General features: G+C 70.4%; 20 protein-coding genes. 13 read left to right on the top strand and 7 right to left on the bottom strand.

The genetic code is table 11. The features are described from left to right. Positions 1-104 precede the first annotated feature (104 nt). The 5 genes from RS86_RS05345 (at position 105) to RS86_RS05325 (ending at position 5,871) form a co-directional block, all read left to right on the top strand. Positions 105-533, top strand: a complete 429-nt coding sequence (locus tag RS86_RS05345) for an SRPBCC family protein (RefSeq protein WP_045271178.1) — start codon at positions 105-107, stop codon at positions 531-533. Positions 534-623: 90 nt separating this feature from the next. Further along, complete coding sequence (locus RS86_RS05340) at positions 624-2,591, top strand: M13 family metallopeptidase (RefSeq protein WP_082076585.1); 1,968 nt, start codon at positions 624-626, stop codon at positions 2,589-2,591. A 140-nt stretch (positions 2,592-2,731) separates the two neighbouring features. Beyond that, positions 2,732-3,124, top strand: coding sequence for a hypothetical protein (locus RS86_RS05335; RefSeq protein ID WP_045271176.1), 393 nt, complete (start codon positions 2,732-2,734; stop codon positions 3,122-3,124). A 453-nt stretch (positions 3,125-3,577) separates the two neighbouring features. After that, positions 3,578-4,906, top strand: coding sequence for an alpha-hydroxy-acid oxidizing protein (locus tag RS86_RS05330; protein WP_045271175.1), 1,329 nt, complete (start codon positions 3,578-3,580; stop codon positions 4,904-4,906). An 89-nt stretch (positions 4,907-4,995) separates the two neighbouring features. Next, the gene (locus tag RS86_RS05325) at positions 4,996-5,871 is read left to right on the top strand and encodes an NAD-dependent epimerase/dehydratase family protein (protein WP_045271174.1); all 876 of its coding nucleotides are present in this window, start codon (positions 4,996-4,998) and stop codon (positions 5,869-5,871) included. A 159-nt stretch (positions 5,872-6,030) separates the two neighbouring features. Here the strand turns inward: RS86_RS05325 and RS86_RS05320 are convergent, their stop codons facing one another. Beyond that, positions 6,031-7,500 carry a peptide MFS transporter gene (locus tag RS86_RS05320; RefSeq protein ID WP_152642079.1) on the bottom strand — a complete coding sequence of 490 codons (1,470 nt, stop codon included), beginning with the start codon at positions 7,498-7,500 and terminating at the stop codon, positions 6,031-6,033. A gap of 46 nt (positions 7,501-7,546) precedes the next feature. Then, positions 7,547-7,963, bottom strand: a complete 417-nt coding sequence (locus RS86_RS05315; protein WP_045271245.1) for a VOC family protein — start codon at positions 7,961-7,963, stop codon at positions 7,547-7,549. A 144-nt stretch (positions 7,964-8,107) separates the two neighbouring features. Between RS86_RS05315 and RS86_RS05310 the strand changes: the two genes are divergently transcribed. Both RS86_RS05310 and RS86_RS05305 read left to right on the top strand, forming a co-directional pair. After that, positions 8,108-9,493, top strand: a complete 1,386-nt coding sequence (locus RS86_RS05310) for a glycine--tRNA ligase (RefSeq protein WP_045271244.1) — start codon at positions 8,108-8,110, stop codon at positions 9,491-9,493. Positions 9,494-9,495: 2 nt separating this feature from the next. Continuing rightward, positions 9,496-10,290 carry a hypothetical protein gene (locus RS86_RS05305; protein WP_045271172.1) on the top strand — a complete coding sequence of 265 codons (795 nt, stop codon included), beginning with the start codon at positions 9,496-9,498 and terminating at the stop codon, positions 10,288-10,290. 9 nt (positions 10,291-10,299) lie between these two features. On the opposite strand, the gene RS86_RS05300 is transcribed toward RS86_RS05305, so the two are convergent. The 3 genes from RS86_RS05300 to RS86_RS05290 form a co-directional block, all read right to left on the bottom strand. Beyond that, positions 10,300-11,196, bottom strand: a complete 897-nt coding sequence (locus tag RS86_RS05300) for an RNA polymerase sigma-70 factor (RefSeq protein ID WP_045271171.1) — start codon at positions 11,194-11,196, stop codon at positions 10,300-10,302. After that, on the bottom strand, positions 11,193-11,789 hold the full coding sequence (locus tag RS86_RS05295) for a carboxymuconolactone decarboxylase family protein (RefSeq protein ID WP_045271243.1): 597 nt from the start codon (positions 11,787-11,789) through the stop codon (positions 11,193-11,195). Before RS86_RS05295 ends, RS86_RS05300 begins: the two co-directional genes overlap by 4 nt. A gap of 213 nt (positions 11,790-12,002) precedes the next feature. Beyond that, positions 12,003-12,599 (bottom strand): GNAT family N-acetyltransferase, encoded by a 597-nt coding sequence (locus tag RS86_RS05290; protein WP_045271170.1) that lies wholly within the window; start codon positions 12,597-12,599, stop codon positions 12,003-12,005. Between the two features lie 228 nt (positions 12,600-12,827). Between RS86_RS05290 and RS86_RS05285 the strand changes: the two genes are divergently transcribed. After that, a complete protein-coding gene (locus tag RS86_RS05285; protein WP_045271169.1) occupies positions 12,828-13,643 on the top strand; it encodes a serine hydrolase domain-containing protein in 816 nt (271 codons plus the stop codon). Positions 13,644-13,850: 207 nt separating this feature from the next. Here RS86_RS05285 and RS86_RS05280 read toward each other — a convergent pair whose 3' ends face one another. Then, positions 13,851-14,807 (bottom strand): helix-turn-helix transcriptional regulator, encoded by a 957-nt coding sequence (locus tag RS86_RS05280; protein ID WP_152642078.1) that lies wholly within the window; start codon positions 14,805-14,807, stop codon positions 13,851-13,853. A gap of 66 nt (positions 14,808-14,873) precedes the next feature. On the opposite strand from RS86_RS05280, the gene RS86_RS05275 reads away from it, so the two are divergent. The 3 genes from RS86_RS05275 (at position 14,874) to RS86_RS05265 (ending at position 17,365) form a co-directional block, all read left to right on the top strand. Then, complete coding sequence (locus RS86_RS05275) at positions 14,874-16,016, top strand: epoxide hydrolase family protein (protein WP_045271167.1); 1,143 nt, start codon at positions 14,874-14,876, stop codon at positions 16,014-16,016. A gap of 80 nt (positions 16,017-16,096) precedes the next feature. Beyond that, on the top strand, positions 16,097-16,765 hold the full coding sequence (locus RS86_RS05270; protein ID WP_045271166.1) for a hypothetical protein: 669 nt from the start codon (positions 16,097-16,099) through the stop codon (positions 16,763-16,765). Between the two features lie 126 nt (positions 16,766-16,891). Beyond that, a complete protein-coding gene (locus RS86_RS05265) occupies positions 16,892-17,365 on the top strand; it encodes an S-ribosylhomocysteine lyase (protein WP_045271165.1) in 474 nt (157 codons plus the stop codon). A 173-nt stretch (positions 17,366-17,538) separates the two neighbouring features. Here the strand turns inward: RS86_RS05265 and RS86_RS05260 are convergent, their stop codons facing one another. Continuing rightward, complete coding sequence (locus RS86_RS05260; RefSeq protein ID WP_045271164.1) at positions 17,539-20,595, bottom strand: alpha-mannosidase; 3,057 nt, start codon at positions 20,593-20,595, stop codon at positions 17,539-17,541. Between the two features lie 90 nt (positions 20,596-20,685). Between RS86_RS05260 and RS86_RS05255 the strand changes: the two genes are divergently transcribed. Both RS86_RS05255 and RS86_RS05250 read left to right on the top strand, forming a co-directional pair. Continuing rightward, positions 20,686-21,708 carry a LacI family DNA-binding transcriptional regulator gene (locus tag RS86_RS05255; RefSeq protein ID WP_045271163.1) on the top strand — a complete coding sequence of 341 codons (1,023 nt, stop codon included), beginning with the start codon at positions 20,686-20,688 and terminating at the stop codon, positions 21,706-21,708. Between the two features lie 122 nt (positions 21,709-21,830). After that, positions 21,831-22,316, top strand: coding sequence for an adenylyltransferase/cytidyltransferase family protein (locus RS86_RS05250; RefSeq protein ID WP_045271162.1), 486 nt, complete (start codon positions 21,831-21,833; stop codon positions 22,314-22,316). Positions 22,317-22,327: the final 11 nt, after the last annotated feature.

Genomic DNA, 22,327 nt, shown 5'->3' with positions numbered 1-22,327 from the left:
ATATTCCGGTCGACACGGTGCGTCCGCGGGAGCGCGTCGACGCCCTTTCGGATCCCCTCGTCCCGGCCCTGTACCGCGACCGATCCGGGCGGGATACTGGGCTCATGCCCACCGCATCCCGGACGATCGAGATCGCCGCACCCATCGAGACCGTCTTCGCGTTCTTCACCGATCCGAGCAAGGATCCGACCTGGCGAGCGGGCGTCAAGGAGATGCAGGCGCAGGGCGCCCCCGGCGTCGGGACGACCGTGCACCAGGTGGTCGCGGGCCCCGGCGGACGGTCGATCGACGCCGACATTCGCATCACGGAGTACGCCGCGCCGCATCGCTACGCGTTCGCGACGATCGCCGGCCCTGTGCGTCCGGTCGGCAGCTACGCGTTCGACGAGACCGAGCGGGGCACGCGTGTCGCATTCACGCTGTCCGTCGAGCTGGGCGGGCTGAAGAAGCTGCTGATGGGCGGGCCGGTGCAGAAGAGCATGGACGGCGAGATGGCCGCGCTCGACAAGGCCAAGGCGCTCCTGGAGGCCTGAGCGGTTCTTGTGGTCTTGGCTCCTGCCTCCTGCTCCTGATCCTGCGCCGGATCGGCGAGTCCGTCGGTCCCGGCGCATAGGCTGGGCCTCATGACCGACGTTCTTCCCTCCGGCCTCGCCATCGGCGACTTCGACCCCGCGATCCGCCCTCAGGACGACCTCTACCGGCACGTGAACCACACGTTCCTCTCCACGACCGAGATCCCTGCCGACAAGGCGCGCTGGGGATCCTTCCACCTCCTCGCCGATCAGTCTGAGAAGGACGTCCGTGCGATCATCGAGGAGGCGCAGGACGCGGAGCCCGGCACGGAGGCGCGCAAGATCGGCGACCTGTTCACGAGCTTCATGGACACCGAGCGCATCGCCGCGCTCGGCACCGCCCCTCTGGCCGAGCCGCTCGCCGCGGTCGACGCGATCACCACGATCGACGAGTTCCTCGCGACGATCGGATCCTTCGACCGTCAGGGCCTCGCGGCGCTCATCGGAGTGTTCGTGGAACCGGACCCCGGCAACCCGGAGCGCTATGTGCCGTTCGTGGTGCAGGCGGGAATCTCGCTGCCCGATGAGAGCTACTACCGCCTCGACAGCTTCGAGGCCACGCGTGCGGCCTACCGGGCGCACCTCGAGCGGATCCTGACCCTCGGCGGTGTCGCCGACGCCGCAGGCCAGGCCGACCGCGCCTTCGCGCTCGAGCACGACATCGCGGGGCACCACTGGGACAACGTGGAGAGCCGCGACGCGGTCAAGACCTACAACCTGAAGAGCTGGGACGAGTTCCAGACGCTCGTCGGCGTCGACCTCGCCTCCTGGCGCGACGCGGTCGCCGGTCCCGCGGGAGCCGACGCCTTCGCCGAGGCCGTCGTCTACCAGCCGAGCTTCTTCGAGGGGCTCGGATCCCTGCTCACCGCAGAGCGCCTGGAGGACTGGAAGGCGTGGCTGCGCGCCAAGGTCGTGCACGGCCTCGCCGCCTACCTCACGGATGACATCGTGCAGGAGAACTTCTCCTTCTACGGCACCGAGCTCACCGGCGTCCCCACGATCCGGGAGCGCTGGAAGCGCGGCGTCTCGCTCGTCGAGGGCGCGCTCGGCGACGCGGTCGGCAAGGTCTACGTCGAGCGGCACTACCCGCCGGCCGCGGAGCAGGCGATGGGCGAGCTCATCGGCAACCTGCTCGAGGCCTACCGGCAGTCGATCACCACGCTCGAGTGGATGAGTCCGGAGACCCGGGAGAAGGCGCTCGCCAAGCTCGACACGTTCACGCCCAAGATCGGGCACCCGAAGGTGTGGCGCGACTACTCGACCGTGACGGTCGACGCGGGCGACCTCATCGGCAACGCCGGTCGCGCTGCGCGGTTCGAGCACGACCGCACGATCGGCAAGGTGGGCAAGGCCATCGACCGCGACGAGTGGTTCATGCCTCCGCAGATGGTGAACGCGTACTACAACCCGCTCATGAACGAGATCGTGTTCCCCGCGGCGATCCTGCAGTACCCGTTCTTCGATGCAGGGCGCGATGCGGCGGCCAACTACGGCGGGATCGGATCCGTCATCGGTCACGAGATCGGACACGGCTTCGACGACCAGGGCAGCCGCTACGACGGCGACGGCAAGCTGCAGGACTGGTGGACCGACGATGACCGCGCCGCGTTCGAGAAGCGCACCACGTCGCTCATCGCGCAATACGAGGCGCTCGTGCCGGAGGGGCTGAGTGCCGAGCACCACGTGAACGGCGCCCTCACGATCGGCGAGAACATCGGCGACCTCGGCGGCCTCGGCATCGCACTGAAGGCGTACGAGATCGCTCTCGGCGGTGCGGAGGCACCCGTCATCGACGGCCTGACCGGCGTACAGCGCCTGCTGCTGTCGTGGGCGCAGGTGTGGCAGCAGAAGAGCCGCGAGGCCGAGACGATCCGCCTGCTCACGATCGACCCGCACTCGCCCAACGAGTTCCGCTGCAACCAGATCCTCCGCAACATCGACGCCTTCTACGAGGCGTTCGACGTGACCGAGTCGGACAAGCTGTGGCTCGCCCCCGAGGAGCGCGTCACGATCTGGTGACCCTCCTGGCGTGAAGCGACGCTCGCCCTGGCCTGTGCCGGGGCGGGCGTTCCCTTTCGGTTCCCGAGCGAGCGGAGCGAGACGAGGGACGAGCGGGGCGAGACGAGGGACGTCCGCGGGGCGTCGGTTAAGCTCGCCGGATGATCCCCGCAGACTGGACCCCGCATCGCCGCGAGGACGGCGAACTCCTGGGCTGGATCCGGCCGGAAGGCGCCGACTGGCTCGCCGTCGACGTGCTCGGCCGCGAGCTCACCGGCGAGATCGACTGGCTCGATGCCGAGGCCGCGCTCGAGGAACACGGGATCCGGTGGCTCGCGGATCCGTGGGTCCTCGAGGGCGAGGCCGAGGGGCCGCTGCGGGTGCAGATCGTCGAGGTCGTGCCCGAGGGAGAGGGCCGGATCACGGTCAAGATCGACGACTTCGGCGACATGCAACGCCCGCCGACGCAGCGCTACGCCCTCGCGTGGCCGCTCCCCGCACGCCTGCGTCCGCACGGCCCCGGCGACCCCGACGGACGCACGATCACCCGGTAGGTTCGGGCCGGCGCTGCCTTCTGAGTTTGGGCGTGTCCTGTTGGGTTGGGGCGCGACTACCTCGGTTTTGGGGCGCACTCCGCCGGTTTGGGGGCTTTCAGCTCCACTACCTCGGTTTTGGGGCGCATCTCGTCGTTTTGGGGCGCGCTACGCCGCTCAACTCGGTCGTTCTGCGCCCCAAAACGGAGGGGCCCGCCCCAAACCCGGTTGCGTCGTCGTCCGATCATCGGATCCTGCCGGTGCGAGTTGTTCTCCTCCCGGGGTCAGGCTCCTTCGTTTGGGGCGCATCCTGTCGTTTTGGGGCGCGCTACGCCGCTCATCTCGGTCGTTCTGCGCCCCAAAGCGGAGGGATCCGCCCCAAACCAGTCGCGGACGTCGATGTCGTCCGAGTGCGAGGATCCCACTGTGTCCGGGGTGCAGGCTAGCCTGAGCGTGAGTGGACGAGGAGGTCTCATGGTCGGTGCTGTCGCTGCTCCGGATGACCCGGCCGCGGCGCGCGGGATCGCGCGGCGGGCCCAGTCCGACGTCTATCGCGCGGGCGTGAGCGGCGCCCGGCCCGCGGTGCCGACCCAGCCGGGCGCGCTTGAGGAAGCGGCCCGTGCGGCGCTCAGCCCCGAGGCGTTCGCCTACATCGCAGGCGGAGCAGGAGCCGAGCGCACGGTCGCCGCGAACCGCGCCGCGTTCGCGCGCTGGCAGGTGTGGCCGCGTCCGCTGCGGGACGTCTCCGTGCGCGACCTCGGCGCGCGTTTCCTCGGTGTCGACCGGCCCACTCCGCTCCTGCTCGCCCCGCTCGGGGTCATGGAGCTTGCGCACCCCGACGCCGATCTGGCCGTCGCCCGGGCGGCCGCCGCGATGGGCGTGCCATACGTGCTGTCGAACCAGGCCTCGGTACCGATGGAGCGCGTCGCGGGGTCGGTGCCAGAAGGTGCGCGGCTGTTCCAGCTGTACTGGTCCGCGTCCGACGAGCTCAACGCCTCGCTGCTTCGTCGCGCCGAAGCCGCCGGCGCCGAGGCGATCGTGGTCACCCTCGACACGCATCTGCTGGGCTGGCGCACGCGCGACCTCGACCTCGGCTACCTGCCGTTCACGCGGGGCATGGGCATCGCCCAGTACACGTCGGATCCGGTGTTCCGGGAACTCGTCCGAGCGAGGGCAGGATCCTCGACCGGCGGATCCAAGGTGCGGGTCACCCCGAAGACGATCGCCGCGGGGATCTCGATCGCGCGCAACGGCGCCGCGGTCACCGGATCCCCGAGCCTGCGCGGGAACCTGCGCTCGCCGCTGCCCCGGTTGGCGGTCGAGACCTTCCTCGACGTCTTCTCGACCCCGGCCCTCACCTGGGACGACCTGGCGAAGGCGCGGACGTGGACCTCGCTTCCGCTGATCCTCAAGGGCATCGTGCATCCCGACGACGCCGCGCGCGCGGTCGATGAGGGGCTCGATGGCGTGTGGGTGTCGAACCACGGTGGCCGTCAGATCGACCAGTCCGTGCCGACGCTGGATGTACTGCCGGCGATCGTGGAGCGGGTCGCCGGACGCGTCCCGGTCGTCTTCGACTCCGGGGTTCGCGGCGGGGCGGACGCCTTCATCGCCCTCGCCCTCGGCGCGACCATGGTCGCGCTCGGACGCCCCTACGCGTACGGACTCGGGATCGCCGGTGAGACGGGCGTGCGCGAGGTCATCCGCAACGTGCTCGCCGAGCTCGACGTCACGCTGGGGCTCGCCGGGCTCACCGCCGTGCGCGACGTGGATACTGCCGCTCTCCGTCGCACGGACGGCTGACCCCCCGGACGCGTGACGGCTCACGGCCGACCGCGGGCAGCGGATCCGGGTCGGGGAATATCCGCGCGGGTGCGGCGTTCGCGAAGGGTATGAAGGTTCTTCTCACCGGCGCGACCGGCTACATCGGCACTTCCGTCCTCGATCGGCTGCTCGCGGAGGGCCACACCGTGACCGCCCTCGTCCGAGATGCGGCGAAGGCGAGCGCTGTGGAGGCGGTCGGGGCGACCGCCCTCATCGGTGACGTCGCGGATTCCGTGCTCGTGGCGGAGGCCGCGGTCGCCGCGGACGGCGTCATCCACACGGCCTCGACCCCCGAAGGCGATGCCGCGTTCATCGACGCCGTGCTCGGTGCGCTCGAGGGCACGGGCAAGCCGTTCGTGCACACGGGCGGGATCTGGAGCTACGGCACGGCGAGCGACATCACGGAGCAGACTCCGATCGACCGGCCGGCCCTCACCGCCTGGCGCGGCGCCGGAGAGGCGAAGGTGCTCGGCGCCTCCGGCATCCGCGGCACGGTCGTCGCGCCCGCCGCGGTCTACGGACGCGGCGGCGGCCTGGTGCGGATCCACACCGACGCGACCGACGGGGGAGTGCTCCTGATCGGCGACGGCAGCCAGCACTGGACCAGCGTCGATGTCGACGACCTCGCGGCACTGTACGTGCTCGCGCTCGAGAGCGGCCGCGCGGGAGAGACCTACATCGGCGCCTCCGGGCAGAACCCGACGATCCGCGAGATCGGCGAAGCGATCGCGTTCGGATTCGACGTGGCGGAGGGCGTCCGCGCCGAGAGCGTCGAGCAGACGCGCGCGCGGCTCGGCGAGGCGTTCGCCGACGCGCTCCTCCTCGACGAGCAGGCCTCGGGTGCCAAGGCACGGGCCGAGCTCGGCTGGACTCCGACCGCGCGCCCGCTCCTGGACCAGCTCGCCGACGGCACGTATCTGGAGAGCGTGGCCGCGCGGGCCTGAACCCGAGGCGCGGGGCCTGAGCCACGGAGGTGGAGCCGGGCTCGGGGCGCACCTCGCCGGTTTGGGGCGCGTTAGGCCGGGAATTCCTGACCGGACGCGCCCCACAACGGGAGGGTGCGCCCCAAACGGGGAGTGCGCTCCGAGGCCCGCCTCACGTCGTCAGCGCACGCCCTTCATGAGCGCGAGCACGGGCTTGGCCGACACCAGCAGGCCGATGCCGACGACGATCGCGATCGCGCCGAGGATCGAGAAGTACGGGACCTCGTTGTGCGGGTCGTAGAACTGCACGAGCCAGCCCGAGATCGCGGTGCCGAGCGAGACCGAAAGGAAGAACAGCGCCACCATCTGCGTGTGGAACGCGGACGGGGCGAGTTTCGTTGCTGCGGACAGGCCGATCGGCGAGAGAAGCAGTTCGGCGACCGTGAAGACGAACAGGATCCCGATGATCGCCAGCAGCGGAGTGGAGTTCGCGGCCCCGCCGGCGAACGGCAGGAACAGCAGGAACGCGGCTCCCATGATGATCGCACCGAGCGCGAACTTCACCGGGGTCGACGGTTGGCGGGCGCCGAGCTTCGTCCAGATCGCGGCGAACACCCCCGACAGCACGATGATGAAGACCGGGTTGATCGACTGCACCCACGAGACCGGCATCTCCCAGCCGAACAGGTCGCGGTTCAGGCGCTCGTCCGAGTACACGGTCAGCACGGTGAACTGCTGCTGGTACAGCGACCAGAAAGCCACGCTCGTGATGAACAGCGGCAGGAAGCCCCACACCCGGGACCGCTCGGTCGCGTTGATACGGCGGCTCGTGAGGATCACCGCGAAGTAGGCGACCGCCGCGACCGTGGCCGCGATGATCACGACCGTGGCGAGGTTGTCCGCCGTGATGACCCCGGTCAGCACGAGCGCGACGAGGATCAGCCCTCCGGCGATCGCGATGATGACCGCCGTCGCGTAGCGGTTCCGCGGTAGCGGGTTCGCGATGCGATGCGCCTCCGCGGGCAGCTTGCGGCGCCCGAACGAGTACTGCGCCAGGCCGGCGGCCATGCCGATCGCGGCGAGGCCGAAGCCGAAGTGGAAGCCCAGGGTCGATTGCAGCAGGCCGGTGAGGATCGGCCCGAAGAACCCGCCGAGGTTGATGCCCAGGTAGAACAGCGAGAACCCGGCGTCGCGCCGCGGATCCTCGGCCGGGTAGAGCGTGCCGACCACGGAGGTCGCATTGGCCTTGAGCCCGCCGGACCCGATCGCGACAAGCACCAGGCCGACGCCGACGCCGGCGACGCCCGGCAGCAGCGCGAGGGCGATGTGTCCCGCCATGATCACGATCGCGCTGTAGAACAGCGTGCGCTCGGATCCGAGGAGCCGGTCGGCGATCCAGGCGCCGAGGATCGTCGCCAAGTAGACGGAGCCGCCGTAGGCGCCGACGATGCCCCCCGCCACGGCCTTGTCGAGCCCGAGTCCTCCGTCGGTGACGGAGTAGTACAGGTAGATGAGCAGGATGCCCTGCATGCCGTAGAAGCTGAACCGCTCCCACATCTCGACCCCGAACAGGTGGGCGAGGGCCCACGGCTGCCCGAAGAACCGGGTGTCGCGTTCGCCGTGCGGGCGGGCTTCCTGTGCAGTGCTCATCATTCCAGGGTAAGCCGCACCATCGCAGGTCGGGGATCGGGACGGGTCAGCTCCGGGGTGCCAGCACGAACGCCCCGGTCTCGTCGGGGTTCATCGCGATCTCCCACCGGAATCCGTCAGGATCGGCGAAGTAGCCGGAATAGCCGCCCCAGTCGCGGCGTACGGCAGGCGTGACGGGAGCGCCCAGCGCGGCCGCCTCGGCGAGCACCGCGTCGACCTCGGCGTCGGTCGCCACGTTGTGCGCCAGCGTGAGCGGGGCGATGCCGGGGGCGGGCGGTGCGCCGATCTCCGCGGTGAACCCTTCCACGCTCCACAGCGAGAGGATCATCCGTTCCGCGACGGGGAGCATCAGGACCTCATCGGCTTCGAAGATCGGCTGCCATCCGAGACCGTCCACGTAGAAGGCCCTGCTGCGCGCGACATCCGCGACGGCCAGGGTGATGAAGCTCGCTCGTTGTTCCATGGCAGCCATGGTGTCACCGACCTCCGACATCGGTCGCGAGCGGTGCCGCCTTCGGTGCCCTCTCGCGCTCCAGAGGGCACCGATAGGATTGATCTGCGCCTCTTCGTGCGCATTCCCCGCATCATCGCGACCATTGGAGCCACCGTGGCCGAACAGTCCCGTCTTGACAAGGTCATCGCCCTCGCCCGCCACCGCGGGTTCGTGTTCCAAGCGGGTGAGATCTACGGCGGTTCCCGCTCGGCCTGGGACTACGGCCCCCTCGGCACCGAGCTCAAGGAGAACATCCGGCGGCAGTGGTGGCAGACCTTCGTGCGCGGCCGGGGCGACATGGTCGGCCTCGACTCGTCGATCATCCTCCCCAAGCGCGTGTGGGAGGCTTCCGGCCACGTCGCGACGTTCACGGATCCGCTCGTCGAGTGCCTGCAGTGCCACAAGCGGTTCCGCGCCGACACCCTCATCGAGGACTTCGAGGCCCGCAAGGGCCGCCCCGCCGAGAACGGCTTGGCCGACGTGCCCTGCCCGAACTGCGGCACGAAGGGCCAGTACACCGAGCCGAAGGCGTTCTCTGGCCTGGTGAAGACCTACCTCGGCGTGGTGGACGACGAGTCGGGCGTGTACTTCCTGCGCCCCGAGACCGCGCAGGGCATCTTCGTGAACTTCTCGAACGTGCTCACCGCGAGCCGCAAGAAGCCGCCCTTCGGCATCGGCCAGGTCGGCAAGGCGTTCCGCAACGAGATCACCCCCGGCAACTTCATCTTCCGTACGCGCGAGTTCGAGCAGATGGAGATCGAGTACTTCGTGCCGCCCGCCGAGGCGCAGGAGTGGTTCGAGCACTGGGTGCAGGAGTGCTGGGACTGGTTCATCGACCTCGGGATCAGCCCTGAGAACATGCGCCAGTTCGACGTGCCGGAGGATGATCGCGCCCACTACTCGGCCGGCACGATCGACGTCGAGTACCGCTTCGGGTTCGCCGGCAAGGAGTGGGGCGAGCTCATGGGCGTCGCGAACCGCACCGACTACGACCTGTCCAGCCACAGCGAGGCCTCCGGCTCGTCGCTCAGCTACTTCGATCAGGCATCGGGCGAGAAGTACATCCCGTACGTGATCGAGCCCTCGTTCGGCCTCACCCGCTCGATGATGGCGTTCCTCGTGGACGCCTACGTCGAGGAGGAGGTGCCGAACGCCAAGGGCGGCACCGATGTGCGCACCGTGCTGAAGCTCGACCCGCGCCTCGCCCCGGTCAAGGTCGCGGTGCTGCCGCTCTCGCGCAACGAGCGCCTGTCGCCGCTCGCCCGCGAGGTCGCCGACAAGCTCCGCGGTCACTGGGCGATCGACTTCGACGACGCCGGCGCGATCGGGCGACGCTACCGCCGCCAGGACGAGATCGGCACCCCGTTCTGCGTCACGATCGACTTCGACTCGCTCGACGACGACGCCGTGACCGTGCGCGACCGCGACACCATGGCGCAGGAGCGCGTGCCGCTGGCCGAGCTCGACGCCTACCTCTCGGAGCGTCTGAAGGGCGCCTGATCATGACGTCGGCGGCGCCCCTGCCGGGGGTCTCGGCAGGGGCGCCGTCGCGTCCGCGCACCGTCGTCATCGTCCTCGCTCTCGGGATCGCGCTGGCACTCGGATGCGCCGTCGTCGTGTTCGCCCTGCGTGGCGCGGAGGATCCGGAGTCCACGCGGCTGATGGTCCTCGGGGGGATCCCGTCGGCGCTGGTCGCGGCGGTCGTCACCGCGCTCGCCCTGACCGGCTTCCCCGTCACTGCGCGTGCGGCGGCGTGGGGTGCCGGAGGTCTGGTGCTGGCCGCCGGCCTTCCCTGCGCCGTGGCGATCACGGTGCAGGACGGATACGCCGAAGGGCTGGGATCCGCCCTGCTGTTCGCGCTGCTCCTCGTGCCGCTGGCCGAGCTGCTCGGCATCCTCGTGGGCATGATCGTGCTGTGGCCGGTGGCGGTCGTGCTGCACGCCCTGACGCGGCGACGCGGGCGCACGTCGCCGCGCGTCCTTCTCGTCATGATCCTGCTGCTCCTCGTCGCCGTCTCCGGCGTGACGGCCATGCTGGCCCTGGACACCCATGGATGGGCCCCGGGGCGGGGGTCGGGTCCCGCGATGCTGGGCGTCGTGTTCGGCCTCCCGATCGAGGACGTCACCGTGCGATCCGTGCCGATGCTGTGGGCGACCCGTGCCATCGTCGTGGTGATGGCGGGATGCGTCGTCGCACTGCTGGGCATCGAACGCAGCGAGGAGCGCGCTCGCCGTGAACCTCGGGCGGGGCAGGGGCGACGACCGCGCGGCAACCGATATCGCGGACCGGCCGAGTAGTGCCGCAGGTCAGCGGGCGAGCGGTGCCTCGGCGCCGAGGCCCGAGAGCTTCTCCGGATTGGCGACCGAGAACACCCGGGTGATGCGACCGTCCTCGACCGCGAAACTCACGGCGGCGAGCAGTTCGCCCCCGACCTGGATCCCCGCGCCGAGCATGCCGTTGACGCGCAGGGGCACCACCGCGAAGGCCATATCGAGCTTCGCGATGCTGCCCCGCAGGAACGCCACGACGCGCTCTGCGCCGTGCAGCGGCCGCCGAGCGGCATGCCGGACGAGTCCGCCGCTGTCGGTCACGGCAACCACGTCGGGCGCGAGCACGTCCATGAGCGATTGCACGTCGCCCGAGTTCATGACCGCGATGAAGCGCTCCACGACGCGGTCGTGCTCGGAGGCGTCGACGGCGACGCGCGGACGGCGGGCGGCCACATGGTCGCGGGCGCGGTGCGCGATCTGCCGCACCGTCGCGGGCGTCTTGCCCACGGCCTCGGCGATCTCGTCGAACGGGACGTCGAACACCTCGCGCAGGACGAACACCGCGCGCTCGGTCGGCCCGAGGGTCTCGAGCACGGTCAGCATCGCGAGCGAGACGCTCTCGGCGAGCACCACGTCGTCCGCGACGTCCGGCGTGGTGCGCAGGGGCTCCGGCAGCCAGGGCCCGACGTACTCCTCGCGCCGGCGCGAGGCCGTCCGCAGCTGATTGAGCGCCTGCCGCGTGACGATCCGCACCAGGTAGGCGCGAGGGTCGAGCACATCGCCGCGGTCGTCGGCGGACCAGCGCAGCCAGGATTCCTGCAGCACGTCCTCGGCGTCGGCAGCGGACCCGAGCATCTCGTACGCGACCGTGAACAACAGGCCGCGGTGCGTGACGAACGGATCCTCGGGCGCCGGCCGGCTCGCGTCGCTCATGCCTGCGACGTTACGCGGGTTTCGCTCCGCGTGGCCAGGGGCGCAAGACCGCACGCGTCCGCGAATCCGTCGGAGTGGATCCCGAGCGCGATGTTGGATCGGGCCGTCGCGTTGAGGTAGCCGACCTTCGCGGCGAGCTCGAGCAGCGCAGGGGCGCCCAGCTCCGCGAGCAGCGCGTCGGAGAGCTCGTCGGTGACGGCGGGCGGCGTCAGGCTCATCGCCTCGGCGTACTCCATCACGAGCCGCTCCCGGCGCGTGAACCGGGAGGACTCGCGCCAGATCGGCACCTCGCGGGCCTTCTCCTCGTCGAGCCCCTTGTCGTGGGCCATGAAGTAGTGCAGGTCGAGGCAGAAGCTGCAGCCGACGGTCGCCGCCGCCGTCATGGCGGCCAGCGTCGACAGGCTCTTGTCGAGCTCGTGCCACTTCTCGGTCTTGCGGCCGAAGTTCATCATGTCGGTGAAGACCGGCCGGTGGTGCCAGAGCACCCCGATCGAGTCGGGCACCCGGCCGAACATCTTCTTCGTGGCGAACTTCACCACGGCGCCGTACAGTCCGGTCACCTCGGTCGCGGGGATGCGGGCCTGAATCGTCATGATCTGCTCCTTCTGCGGCACGGTTCTCGTGCCTTCGAACATGGAGACACCGGCCGGCGCGGAAGTGTGACATCGGCGCAGCACCGCTCGTCGAGTGCACGGCATCGCCCCGAGGGCACCGGAAGTTCACGCGACCACGCCGCGCACTCGACGGCTTCCCGTGCACTCGGCGCCCAAAGCGTCCTACTCCCTCACTGCTAGCCGGGCGGCGAGTCAGCCTGCCGCCTGCGGGGCCCGCCAGTATGTCTGCACCCGCGCGCCGCCGGCGAGCTCCACCAGAGCGTGCGGGCGGTATCCGAGCCTCTCGTAGCGCACGTCGTTCGCCGGGTTCGACGACTCCAGGTAGGTGGGGATCCCCGCCTCGTCATAGCGGGCGAGCGCCGCCCGGAGCAGCCCCATGCCGTATCCTCCGCCGCGTGCCTCGGGGGCTACGCCGAGCAGGGTCAGGTAGGCGTGCGGCTCGCTCGGCCGGGCCTCTGCGAACTGCGCGCCGGCCCGTTCCAATGCGGCGGCGGCCTCCGCGTCGAGCAGGTCGCCGACCAGGGCGTCGTAGGCGGGGTGGGCCTCCGCCGAGATCTCGTCCTCGCCCGGCGGGTACCAGACGGAGACCGCACGAAGAGTTCCGCGCTCGACGGCTTCGGCCGGACCGTCGAGCGCGATGTCGAGCACCCGCGACTCGGAGAAGCGCAGCGCCTCCCCAACCATGAACCGCCAGTACGCGCCGGCCACCTGCGGACGCGTCGCGCGGTCGGGGAACGAAGGGCCCCACACCGGATCGTCCAGGAAGGACGCGGTGAGGATTCGAGTCATCTCGTCCAGGTCGGCGGGGGTGGCCGGACGGACTCCCCGCGGGAGTAGGTCGCTGCTCAAGAAGGTCCTCGTCTCACTCGTGCTCGTCGAGCGGTCAGCCTACAGACTCGGCGAGAAACCAGATCCTGCATCAAACACCACGTCAGCCCTGGTGTCTCGTGCGGGATCTGGTGTCTCGCGGAGGGCGGAAGGCGGAGGAGGGCATCGGCCCCATGGGACTATGGATCCGTGGAGACGACGACCTTCGCCGCGACCGACGGCTTCCCGCACACCGCCCTCGTCGGGGTCACCGGTCCCGACGCGACGCTCGCGGTACAGGGCGATCCGCAGACGGTGCTTCCCCTGGCGTCCGTGACGAAGCCGCTGACCGCGTGGGGTGCCCTCGTCGCGGTCGAGCGCGGGCTCGTGGATCTGGACGAGCCGGCGCGGCCCGCGGGCTCGACCGTGCTGAACCTGCTCGACCACACCAGTGGTCTGCCGATGGAGGGTTCCGAGCCGCAGAAGGCCCCTGGCGAGCGGCGCATCTACTCCAACGCCGGGTTCGACGCGCTCGCCGCGCATGTCGCCGACGCCGTGGGCATGGAGTTCTCGGACTGGATGCTGCGCGAGGTGACGCTTCCGCTCGGCATGGACCGCACCGACGTGACGGGCCGCCCGTCGGCCGGGGCGTCCTCCTCGATCGAGGATCTGCTGATCTTCGGCCGTGAGGTGCTGCGTCCCACGCTCATCCCTGCCGCGCTGCGCGATCTCGCGCTCACCGTCTCGCATCAGGGGCTGCGCGGCCTCGTCCCCGGCTACGGCTCCTACCCGGACAACCAGTGGGGCCTCGGTTTCGAACTCAAGGGCGTCAAGAGTCCGCACTGGCTGAGCGACGAGTTCCCGCCCGAGACCGCCGGCCACTTCGGCGCCCTCGGCAGCTTCCTGTTCATCGACCGGTCGCGCGATATCGCGGCGGCGTTCCTCTCCGGGGTGCCGTTCGGCGAGGAGCACAAGCGGATCTGGCCTCCGCTCACCGAGGAGATCGTCGGGCGCTACGGACGCTGACCGGCCCCGACGCCGGATCCGGATCCGGATCCGGAGAGATGGAAAAGGCAGCTCGGAAGGCGCTCGCGGCGGCGTTTTCCATCTCATGCGCGTGGGACGAGCCGATACGGGATGGAAAAGGCCGCTCGGAGGGGGTTCCCCGCGGTGTTTTCCACCTTCTGACCCTTCCCGCGACGGATGCTCAGGATCCGGATCGGGTCCCGTACGTCAGGATCCCGCGACGGCCCTGGCGTAGCGCTCGGACAGCAGGCGCAGCCGGGGGATCAGCTCGGGCGGGCTCTCCACGGTGAAGTCCATCATCAGCATCCCGATGTACGCGGCGACGGTATCGAGGCTGTCGGCGCCGGTCACCAGGACGCAGTGGTCGGCGTCGAGCGGTTCGACCACGCCGACGGTGGGGTTGATGCGGTCGAGCACGCTCTGCGCGGGGGCGTCCACGCGCAGTCGCGCATGCACCTTCCACCCGCTCGCCGCGATCGTCCGCATCGCGAAGGCCGTGTAGTCGCCGCCCGCGAGCGGCTGCGGCGTGAACGGCCGTCGTGTCGGCATCCGCAGCGTCATCCAATCCACCCGGTAGGTGCCCCAGGATCCGTCCTGCGGGTCACGGGCGACGAGGTGCCACCGTCGCTGCCAGCTCAGCAGCCGGTACGGCTCGACCAGTACGGGCGCGTCCTCGTAGTCGAAGCGCAGCCATTCGGTGTCGCGGATCGCCGCGGCGACGGCCCGCAGCGCGGCGGGATCGACCTCGGGATCCGGCGCGTCGGTGCCGACGTTCTCCTGTCCGCGGTCGACGGTGGATCCGAGCGCCTCCACGGTGGGCCGCAGATGCGCCGGGAGCACCTGCTCGATCTTGGCGAGCGCCCTGGCGCGGACGTCCTCGATGCCGGCGATGCCCGCGGCGGCCTGCAGGCCGACGGTCACCGCGACGGCCTCCTCGTCGTCGAGCAGGAGAGGAGGGAGGGATCCGCCCGCGCCCAGGCGATAGCCGCCGACCGCGCCGCGCGTCGCATCCACCGGATAGCCGAGTTCGCGCAGCCGCTCGATGTCGGCGCGCACCGTGCGGCCGCTCACGCCGAGGCGCTCGGCGAGCTCCGTGCCGGTGCGCGCGGATCCGGTCTGCAGCAGCGAGAGCAGCGCGAGGAGCCGCGCGGAAGGGCCGGTCACGGGATCTCCCATCGGTGCGATTCATTAGGAACGAATCCAGCCTAATTGGCTCATAGTGTCGGAGACATGAACAACACCGCAGCCCTCGCCCCCCGCCCGTTCACCGTCTCCGTCACCGACGCCGAAGTCGCCGACCTGCAGGATCGCCTGACGCGCACCCGCCTGCCGCAGCCGGCCCCCGCCGACGACTGGACCACCGGCACCCCCAACGACTACCTCCGCGAGGCGCTCGCCGCGTGGCGCGCCTTCGACTGGCGCGCCGCCGAGGCGCGCATCAACGCCTTCCCGCACTTCGTCGCCGAGATCGACGGCCAGGACATCCACTTCATCCACGTGCGCTCGGCGCACGAGGGGGCGACGCCCCTGCTGCTCGCGCACACCTACCCCGGATCCTCGGTCGACTACCTCGACGTGATCGACCGCCTCGTCGACCCGGTGGCCTATGGCGGCCGCACGGAGGACGCCTTCGACGTCGTGGTCCCCGATGCGCCGGGCTACGGCTTCTCGCAGCCGGTGACCGCGTCGGGATGGACGATGGCGCGCGTGGCCAGGGCGTACGACGCGCTCATGCGGGGGCTCGGCTACGAGAGCTACGGCGTGCACGGATCCGACAACGGCGCGATGGTCGCGCGCGAGATCGGTCTGCTCGCCCCGGAGGGCTTCCTCGGCCTGCACGTGCTGCAGCTGTTCTCTTTCCCCTCGGGAGACCCGAGCGAGTTCGAGCGTCTCGAGCCCGCCGACTACGCCGGACTCGAGCACATGCAGTGGTTCCAGTCGGTGGGCGGCTACAACACGATGAACGCCTCCCGCCCGCAGACGGTCGCGGTCGGGCTCAGCGATTCCCCGATCGGCCTGCTCGCGTACAGCGAGTTGTTCAACAGCTTCGGCAACGGCACCTCCCTCGTGCCGCTGGAGAAGATCCTGCTCGAGGTCAGCGTGAACTGGTTCGCGAACGCGGCGGCGGGCATGAGTCGCAGCTACTTCGAGAACGCGCAGGCGCAGGCCGAGCCGCAGGTGAACCGCGCGCCCACCGGCGTCGCCGTCTTCAAGGACGACTTCCAGACGATCCGCGTCTTCGCCGAGCGCGACAACGACAACATCGTGCACTGGAGCCGCTTCGACGAGGGCGGCCACTTCGCCGCGCTGGAGCGCCCCGACCTGCTCGCCGGCGACGTCCGCGCGTTCTTCGCGGGGATCCGCACTCGCTGAGGCGGCCGGCTCGAGCGCAGAGTCCGCGGTCCGGGATGCCGGGCGGCGGGCTCTGCCGCGCTCGGGGGTAGGGTCGGGGCATGGTCACCGTGGACCCCGGATCCGGAGCAGCAGTGCAGCGCCGGCGCACGTGGGTGCTCGGGGGAGTGCTGCTGGTCGCGTCGGCGACCGCCATGCTCGCCGCCCAGGGGCGGCTCTTCGTGCTGTCCTCGCTGATCGACCCGCTCTTCGCGCTGGGGGCTCTCGTCTTGGCCGTCGGGATCGGTCGGGCCGGGAGCGTGACCGCGCGCCGACCGCTCGGCACCGGGGCTGTGATCGGGCTGGTCGTGGTCATGATGTCGCAGTCGTTCGTCTACTCCGTGCTCGCACCTCCCCCGCAGCGGGAGATGCCGTTGCGGAACTCCCCGTCTCCCCTCGAGCTCGTCTTCCCCGTGACTCAATCGGTGATGCTGCTGCTCGCCATCACCGCCGTGGTGCAGATAGGCCGGATCGGGGTCGTGCCCCGTCCCTGGAACTGGGCGCCGCTCTGGGCGCTGGCCGCCGTCGCCCTCGCAAGGGCACTGCCGATCGCGCCTTTCTGGTCGCCGCTTCTGGCATCCGGGGAGAACGTCGTCCCGCTCTTCCAGGTGTTCGACGTGCTCTCTCTGCTCAATCCGCTCGCGGTCGCATTCCTCGGCATCGTCGCGATCGTGCTCGGTTCCCGCACGGAGCCGGGGCCCGTTCCCGTGTATCCGTCCGCGGCCCAGTAAGGCACGTGATCCCGCCGCTCCGTCATCGTGTTGCGGACGAGGGCCCCCGTCGCGGGTCGGCGGGGTAGCCTCGGATCCGGGCCGGATCCGGCCCCGTCATCCATCCGCCACACGAAGGAGATCCGCATGGCCGAGGTCGAGAGCTTCACCCTGGACCACACCGCCGTCAACGCGCCCTATGTGCGCCTGATCGGCGTCGAGCAGGGGCCGCGCGGCGACGAGATCTCCAACTTCGACGTGCGCTTCGTGCAGCCGAACGAGGGCGAGATCCCCACCGCCGGCCTGCACACGATCGAGCACCTGCTGGCCTCGCTGCTGCGCGACCGCGTCGACGGCGTGATCGACATCTCGCCGTTCGGCTGCCGCACCGGGTTCCACCTCATCATGTGGGGTCGCCCCGAGGTCCCGGCGCTCGTGGACGCGATCACCGACAGCCTGCGCTTCATCGCCGAGAAGGCGGAGTGGAGCGACGTCCCCGGCGTGAGCGCTGTGGAGTGCGGCAACTACCGCGACCACAGCCTGCACAGCGCCCGCGAGTGGTCCGCGCGGATCCTGGAGCAGGGCATCAGCCGCGACGCCTTCACTCGCGTCCTGGGCTGAGCCGCCCCCTCGCGCCGCGTCACGACGGCTCCCGGACCGCGTCCAGATACGCCGACGCCCCCTCTGCGCACCGACGCCCCCTCTGGGGTGCGTTAGTGGGAGGGGGCGTCGGTGCTGCGAGGGGGTCTCGGCGGGAGTGGGGCGGGCGAGCCAGCGCGCGAGCCCAGCGCGCGTCAGGCCCGGGCGATGCGGAGCGTGCGGACCTCGAAGGGGCGCAGGGACAGCGTCTCACCGGTGCGCGGTGACTCCAGTTCGTCTTCGATGAGCGAGACCTCGCGGATCCCGCTGTGTGCGAAGCCGACCGACAGGGATCCGGACGTGCGCCGTCCGAGCGACTCGTAGACGCGCACGATCACGTCTCCGGAGCGGTCGTCGGCGAGCTTCACGCTCGACACCACGATGCCCTCACCGGACACGGCGACCAGCGGCTCCACCTCGTTCGCGCCGCGGACGACGGTCGACGGCGCGTTCAGCGCGATGCCCTCCGCGGTCGCGATCTCGGCGTCGGCGCCGATCACCAGGCCCACCTGGATCTCGTGCCGCCCGTGATCGGTGTCGGGGTCGGGGAAGCGCGGGGCGCGCAGCAGCGACAGGCGCACGGTCGTGGTGACGTCGTCTCCGTCCACGTCGCGCGTGGTGTCGAAGCCGTAGATCGAGTCGTTCACGAGCGCGGCGCCGAAGCCGCCGTCCTCCTGCACCAGCACGAAGCGGTGCATCGAGGTCTCGAACTTCGCGGCCTCCCAGCTCGTGTTCACATGCGTGACCCTGCGCTGGAAGCCGAACTGCGTCTCGGCGGCCGTCTCGCGGGCGAACACCTCGAGCGGGAAGGCGAGCTTGAGCAGCTTCTCCGTCTCGTGCCAGTCGATCTCGTTGCGGAGCAGGACCGTACGGGATCCAGGACGCAGGGTGATCGTCTGCCGCAGGGAGGACTCCGAGAACGGCCGCTCGACGACGATCGTCGCGACGCCGTCTTCGACGGACGCCGAGATCGACGACACCGCCACGAGGTCGTCCACGCGGTTGCGGTAGAACCTGTCGATGTCCCACGCGTCCCACATGTTCGGGAAGTCCTGGTGCAGCTGGAACAGGTTCGCAGGCTTGCCCGCGGGGATCGTCTCCCGGCCCGAGGCCTTGTCCAGGGCGGAGACGATGAGGCCCTCGGGGGAGACCGTGACTGCGACGAGGTCGTTCTCGAGACGGAAGCCGTCGGTGGACTCGGTGAGGGAGATGCCCTTCGTCTCGTCGGTGTCCGGTTCCTGAGCGAGCGAAGCGAGACGAAGGACGCTCGGGGACCGGCGCGCGGCGGCGCCGAGCGCGCATCCGCCGCCGACCGAGGTCGGGGTGAAGACGAGCTCCACGTCCCCGGAACCGGCGAGCGCAGCGCGGGCAGCCTCGGACAGCGCGCGGGCCTCGTCGAGCACTCCGGAGAGCACCGAGACCGCCTCGCGGTGCACCCACGCGATCGAGGTGCCGGGGAGGATGTCGTGGAACTCGTGCAGCAGCACCGTCTGCCACAGCCGGTCGAGCTCGTCGTGCGGATACGTCGCGCCGAGGCGCACGGCCGCGGTCGACGCCCACAGCTCGGCTTCGATGAGCGCCTGCTCCGCCCAGCGGTGCAGCGCCTTCGTGGCGTGCTGGCTCGTGAGCGTCCCGCGATGCAGCTCGAGGTACAGCTCACCGACCCAGACGGCCGGATCCGGAAGCTCCGCCTTGGCGGCGTCGAAGAACTCGTCGGGGTGGATCCACTCCACCTGGGCGGATCCCTCGAGCGAGGCGAGGCGGGAGGCCTTGCCGGTCATCTCGCGGGTCGTGCCGCCGCCGCCGTCGCCCCAGCCCACCGGGGCGATCGAGCGCGTCGCGACGCGGTTCTCCTTGAACTGGCGCGAGGCCTTGGCGACCTCCATGCCGCTCAGCTGCGAGTTGTAGGTGTCCATCGGCGGGAAGTGCGTGAAGATCCGCGACCCGTCGATGCCCTCCCAGTCGAAGCTGTGGTGCGGGAACACGTTGCGCTGGTTCCACGAGATCTTCTGCGTGAAGAACCACTCGAAGCCGGCCCGCCGCATGAGCTGCGGCAGGGCGGGGGAGTAGCCGAAGCTGTCCGGCAGCCACACGCCCTTGGACCGGATCCCGAACTCGCTCTCGAAGAAGCGCTGTCCGTGCGAGAACTGCCGCACGAGCGACTCGCCGGTCGGCATGACGGTGTCGGATTCGACCCACATGCCCCCGAGGGGCAGGAAGCGTCCCTCGGCGACGGCGGCCTTGATCCGGGCGTAGACCTCGGGACGGTGCTCCTTCATCCAGGCGTACTGCTGCGCGCTGGACATGCCGTAGCGGAACTCCGGCTGCTCCTTGAGCAGGGTCGTCATCGACGAGGTGGTGCGGGCGACCTTGCGCACGGTCTCGCGCAGCGGCCACAGCCAGGCGGAGTCGATGTGCGCGTGCCCGATCGCGGCGATGCGGTGCGCACTCGCATCGGCCGGCGCCGCCAGCACCTCGGCGAGCTGCGCCCTGGCGTCGCCCGCGGTCTGCACGATGCGCTGCAGATCGAGCACGTCGAGCGCATCGTCGAGCGCCTGCAGGATCCGCATGCGGCGCGGGCTGGTCTCGGGGAGCTCTGCCTGCAGGTCGAGCAGCACCTCGAGGTCGAGGGAGAGCTCGAACACCTCGGTCTCGAAGACCGCGAGGTCCATGTGCCGCACGCGGTAGAGCGGATCCGGCGATGAGGTGAGGATGTCGCCTTCCTGCGTCGGCAGGAAGGGGTGGTAGTCCAGCAGCACAGGGTTGGAGGCGCCCTCGAGGTACAGCTCGATCGCCTCCTCGCCCTCGGCCCGCTCCGTGATCGGCAGCCACTGGTTGCGCGGGTTGAGGCTCTTCACCGGGATCGGCTCGCCGTCGGCGCCGGTGCGGTAGGCGAGGGCCTCGCACTGGAAGCCGGTCATGTTGATGTCGAAGCCGAGGTCGACGAGCGCCTCGACGCGCTTGCCCGCCCACTCGGCCGGCACGGTGCCGCGGAGGCGGAACCACGTCGTGCCCCACGCGGGACCCCACTGCTGCCCGGCCGAGAACAGCGCGTACTCGAGCGCCATGCCCTCGGCGGCCGGGATCGGCTCGCCGGGCAGGACGTGCGCGGCGATCTCCAGCGGGATGCGGGCGGAGTGGACGGCGGGGCGCACGCGCTCGCCGAGCACGCGGGTGACGCGGCCGACGGTGAGCGAGGTCTCTTCGTGCACGGGGGTGCTCCTTCGCGGTGCGAGAATGTCAGAACGCCTGGGGAATCCTCTCCCACAGGGCCAACTAAAACGATCTAGTACGGTGAGTCTATGTCACAGGCGAAGCGCATCACCATCGCCGATATCGCCCGGCTCGCGGGAGTGTCCCCCGGCGCGGTCTCCTTCGCGCTGAACGGGCGCCCCGGCGTCAGCGAGCAGACCCGTCAGCGCATCCTCGACATCGCAGAGGAGCACCAGTGGCAGCCGAGCTCGGCCGCGCGGGCCCTGGTCGGATCCCGCGCCGGCGTCGTCGGCTTCGCGGTCAACCGCCCGGCGCGCACCCTCGGCACCGAGGCCTTCTTCACCGACCTCATCGCCGGCGTGCAGTCGGCCCTGGCTCAGCACGGCGTCGCGCTGCAGCTGGTCGTGGTCTCCTCGATCGAGGAGGAGATGGCGACGTACCGGCGCTGGCGCAGCGCGAATCAGGTCGACGGCGTGATCGTGATCGATCCGCGCGACGACGACCCGCGTCTGGCGCTGCTGCCCTCGCTGCCGTTGCCCGCCGTGGTGATCGGCAGCAGGGACACGGCAGGGGATCCTCCCGCCATCTGGCTCGATGACGAGGCCGCCGCGCACGCGCTGTTCGACTACCTCGCCGCGCTCGGGCACCGCGAGATCGCCTACGTCTCCGGGCCCGCCGAATTCCAGCACACCCGCATCCGCGCCGACGTGCTCGCCGCTCTCGCGGCACGGGACGTCGCGGGCGAGACCTTCGTCACGGACTTCTCCCCGGCGGCCGCCACCGCTGCCACCCGCACCCTGCTCAGCCGTGCGACGAGGCCGACGGCCGTCGTCTACGACAACGACGTGATGGCGATCGCGGGACTCAGGGTCGCGCAGGAGATGGGCGTCGGGGTGCCGCAGGCGCTGTCGGTGGCCTCCTTCGACGACTCCGTGGTGACCGGGCTGGTGCATCCGTCGATCACGTGCCTCACCCGCGACACCTTCGCGCTCGGCGAGCAGGCCGCGGCGTTCCTGCTGGAGCGGATCGGATCCGCGGATCCGCTGCCGTCCCGGCGCGGCACCGCCCCCGCCCTGACGATCCGCGAGAGCACCGCCGCGCCCGGCCGCTGAGACGCGGCGGCCGCGGCGCGCGGCGAACGACGCATCGGGCAGGCGCGGCGATGGAACGCGCGCCCAGGGACGGTCCCGACCCGTTCGATAGAGTGCTCTGGGCCGACGAGAGGAATTCGCTGATGACGCCGGACGCCGTGAACGCGAAGAAGCACCAGGACTACAACCCGGGGCCGCGCGTGGGGATCACCTTCTCCACCTTCGACCTGCTGCACGCGGGGCACATCATGATGCTCGCCGAGGCCAAGCGGCAGTGCGACTACCTCATCTGCGGCCTGCAGATGGATCCCACCCTGGACCGCCCGGAGAAGAACGCTCCCACCCAGACGGTGGTCGAGCGCTACATCCAGCTGCGCGGCTGCGAGTATGTCGACGAGATCGTCCCGTACTCGACCGAGCAGGACCTCGAGGACATCCTCCGCTCCTTCAAGCTCGACGTGCGCATCGTCGGCGACGAGTACGAGGACCGGGACTTCACCGGCCGCGCGTACTGCGAAGAGGCCGGGATCGAGCTGTACTTCAACAGTCGCGACCACCGGTTCTCCAGCTCCGGCCTGCGCAAGATCGTCGCGGCCAAGGAGGCCGAGCGGGTCAACGGCCAGGGCTGACCTGCCCGGCG

This window comes from Microbacterium azadirachtae (genome assembly GCF_000956505.1).
GTDB classification, from domain to species: domain Bacteria; phylum Actinomycetota; class Actinomycetes; order Actinomycetales; family Microbacteriaceae; genus Microbacterium; species Microbacterium azadirachtae_A.
Note: the sequence above shows the minus strand (reverse complement) of the source record. Positions and strands in the feature narration are given on the sequence as shown.

Bases quoted from the DNA above. Each gene is read 5' to 3' on its own strand.
- RS86_RS05345 (WP_045271178.1), top strand. From the start codon at position 105: ATGCCCACCGCATCCCGGACGATCGAGATCGCCGCACCCATCGAGACC.
- RS86_RS05340 (WP_082076585.1), top strand. From the start codon at position 624: ATGACCGACGTTCTTCCCTCCGGCCTCGCCATCGGCGACTTCGACCCC.
- RS86_RS05335 (WP_045271176.1), top strand. From the start codon at position 2,732: ATGATCCCCGCAGACTGGACCCCGCATCGCCGCGAGGACGGCGAACTC.
- RS86_RS05330 (WP_045271175.1), top strand. From the start codon at position 3,578: ATGGTCGGTGCTGTCGCTGCTCCGGATGACCCGGCCGCGGCGCGCGGG.
- RS86_RS05325 (WP_045271174.1), top strand. From the start codon at position 4,996: ATGAAGGTTCTTCTCACCGGCGCGACCGGCTACATCGGCACTTCCGTC.
- RS86_RS05320 (WP_152642079.1), bottom strand. From the start codon at position 7,500: ATGAGCACTGCACAGGAAGCCCGCCCGCACGGCGAACGCGACACCCGG.
- RS86_RS05315 (WP_045271245.1), bottom strand. From the start codon at position 7,963: ATGGAACAACGAGCGAGCTTCATCACCCTGGCCGTCGCGGATGTCGCG.
- RS86_RS05305 (WP_045271172.1), top strand. From the start codon at position 9,496: ATGACGTCGGCGGCGCCCCTGCCGGGGGTCTCGGCAGGGGCGCCGTCG.
- RS86_RS05300 (WP_045271171.1), bottom strand. From the start codon at position 11,196: ATGAGCGACGCGAGCCGGCCGGCGCCCGAGGATCCGTTCGTCACGCAC.
- RS86_RS05295 (WP_045271243.1), bottom strand. From the start codon at position 11,789: ATGACGATTCAGGCCCGCATCCCCGCGACCGAGGTGACCGGACTGTAC.
- RS86_RS05290 (WP_045271170.1), bottom strand. From the start codon at position 12,599: ATGACTCGAATCCTCACCGCGTCCTTCCTGGACGATCCGGTGTGGGGC.
- RS86_RS05275 (WP_045271167.1), top strand. From the start codon at position 14,874: ATGAACAACACCGCAGCCCTCGCCCCCCGCCCGTTCACCGTCTCCGTC.
- RS86_RS05270 (WP_045271166.1), top strand. From the start codon at position 16,097: ATGGTCACCGTGGACCCCGGATCCGGAGCAGCAGTGCAGCGCCGGCGC.
- RS86_RS05265 (WP_045271165.1), top strand. From the start codon at position 16,892: ATGGCCGAGGTCGAGAGCTTCACCCTGGACCACACCGCCGTCAACGCG.
- RS86_RS05255 (WP_045271163.1), top strand. From the start codon at position 20,686: ATGTCACAGGCGAAGCGCATCACCATCGCCGATATCGCCCGGCTCGCG.
- RS86_RS05250 (WP_045271162.1), top strand. From the start codon at position 21,831: ATGACGCCGGACGCCGTGAACGCGAAGAAGCACCAGGACTACAACCCG.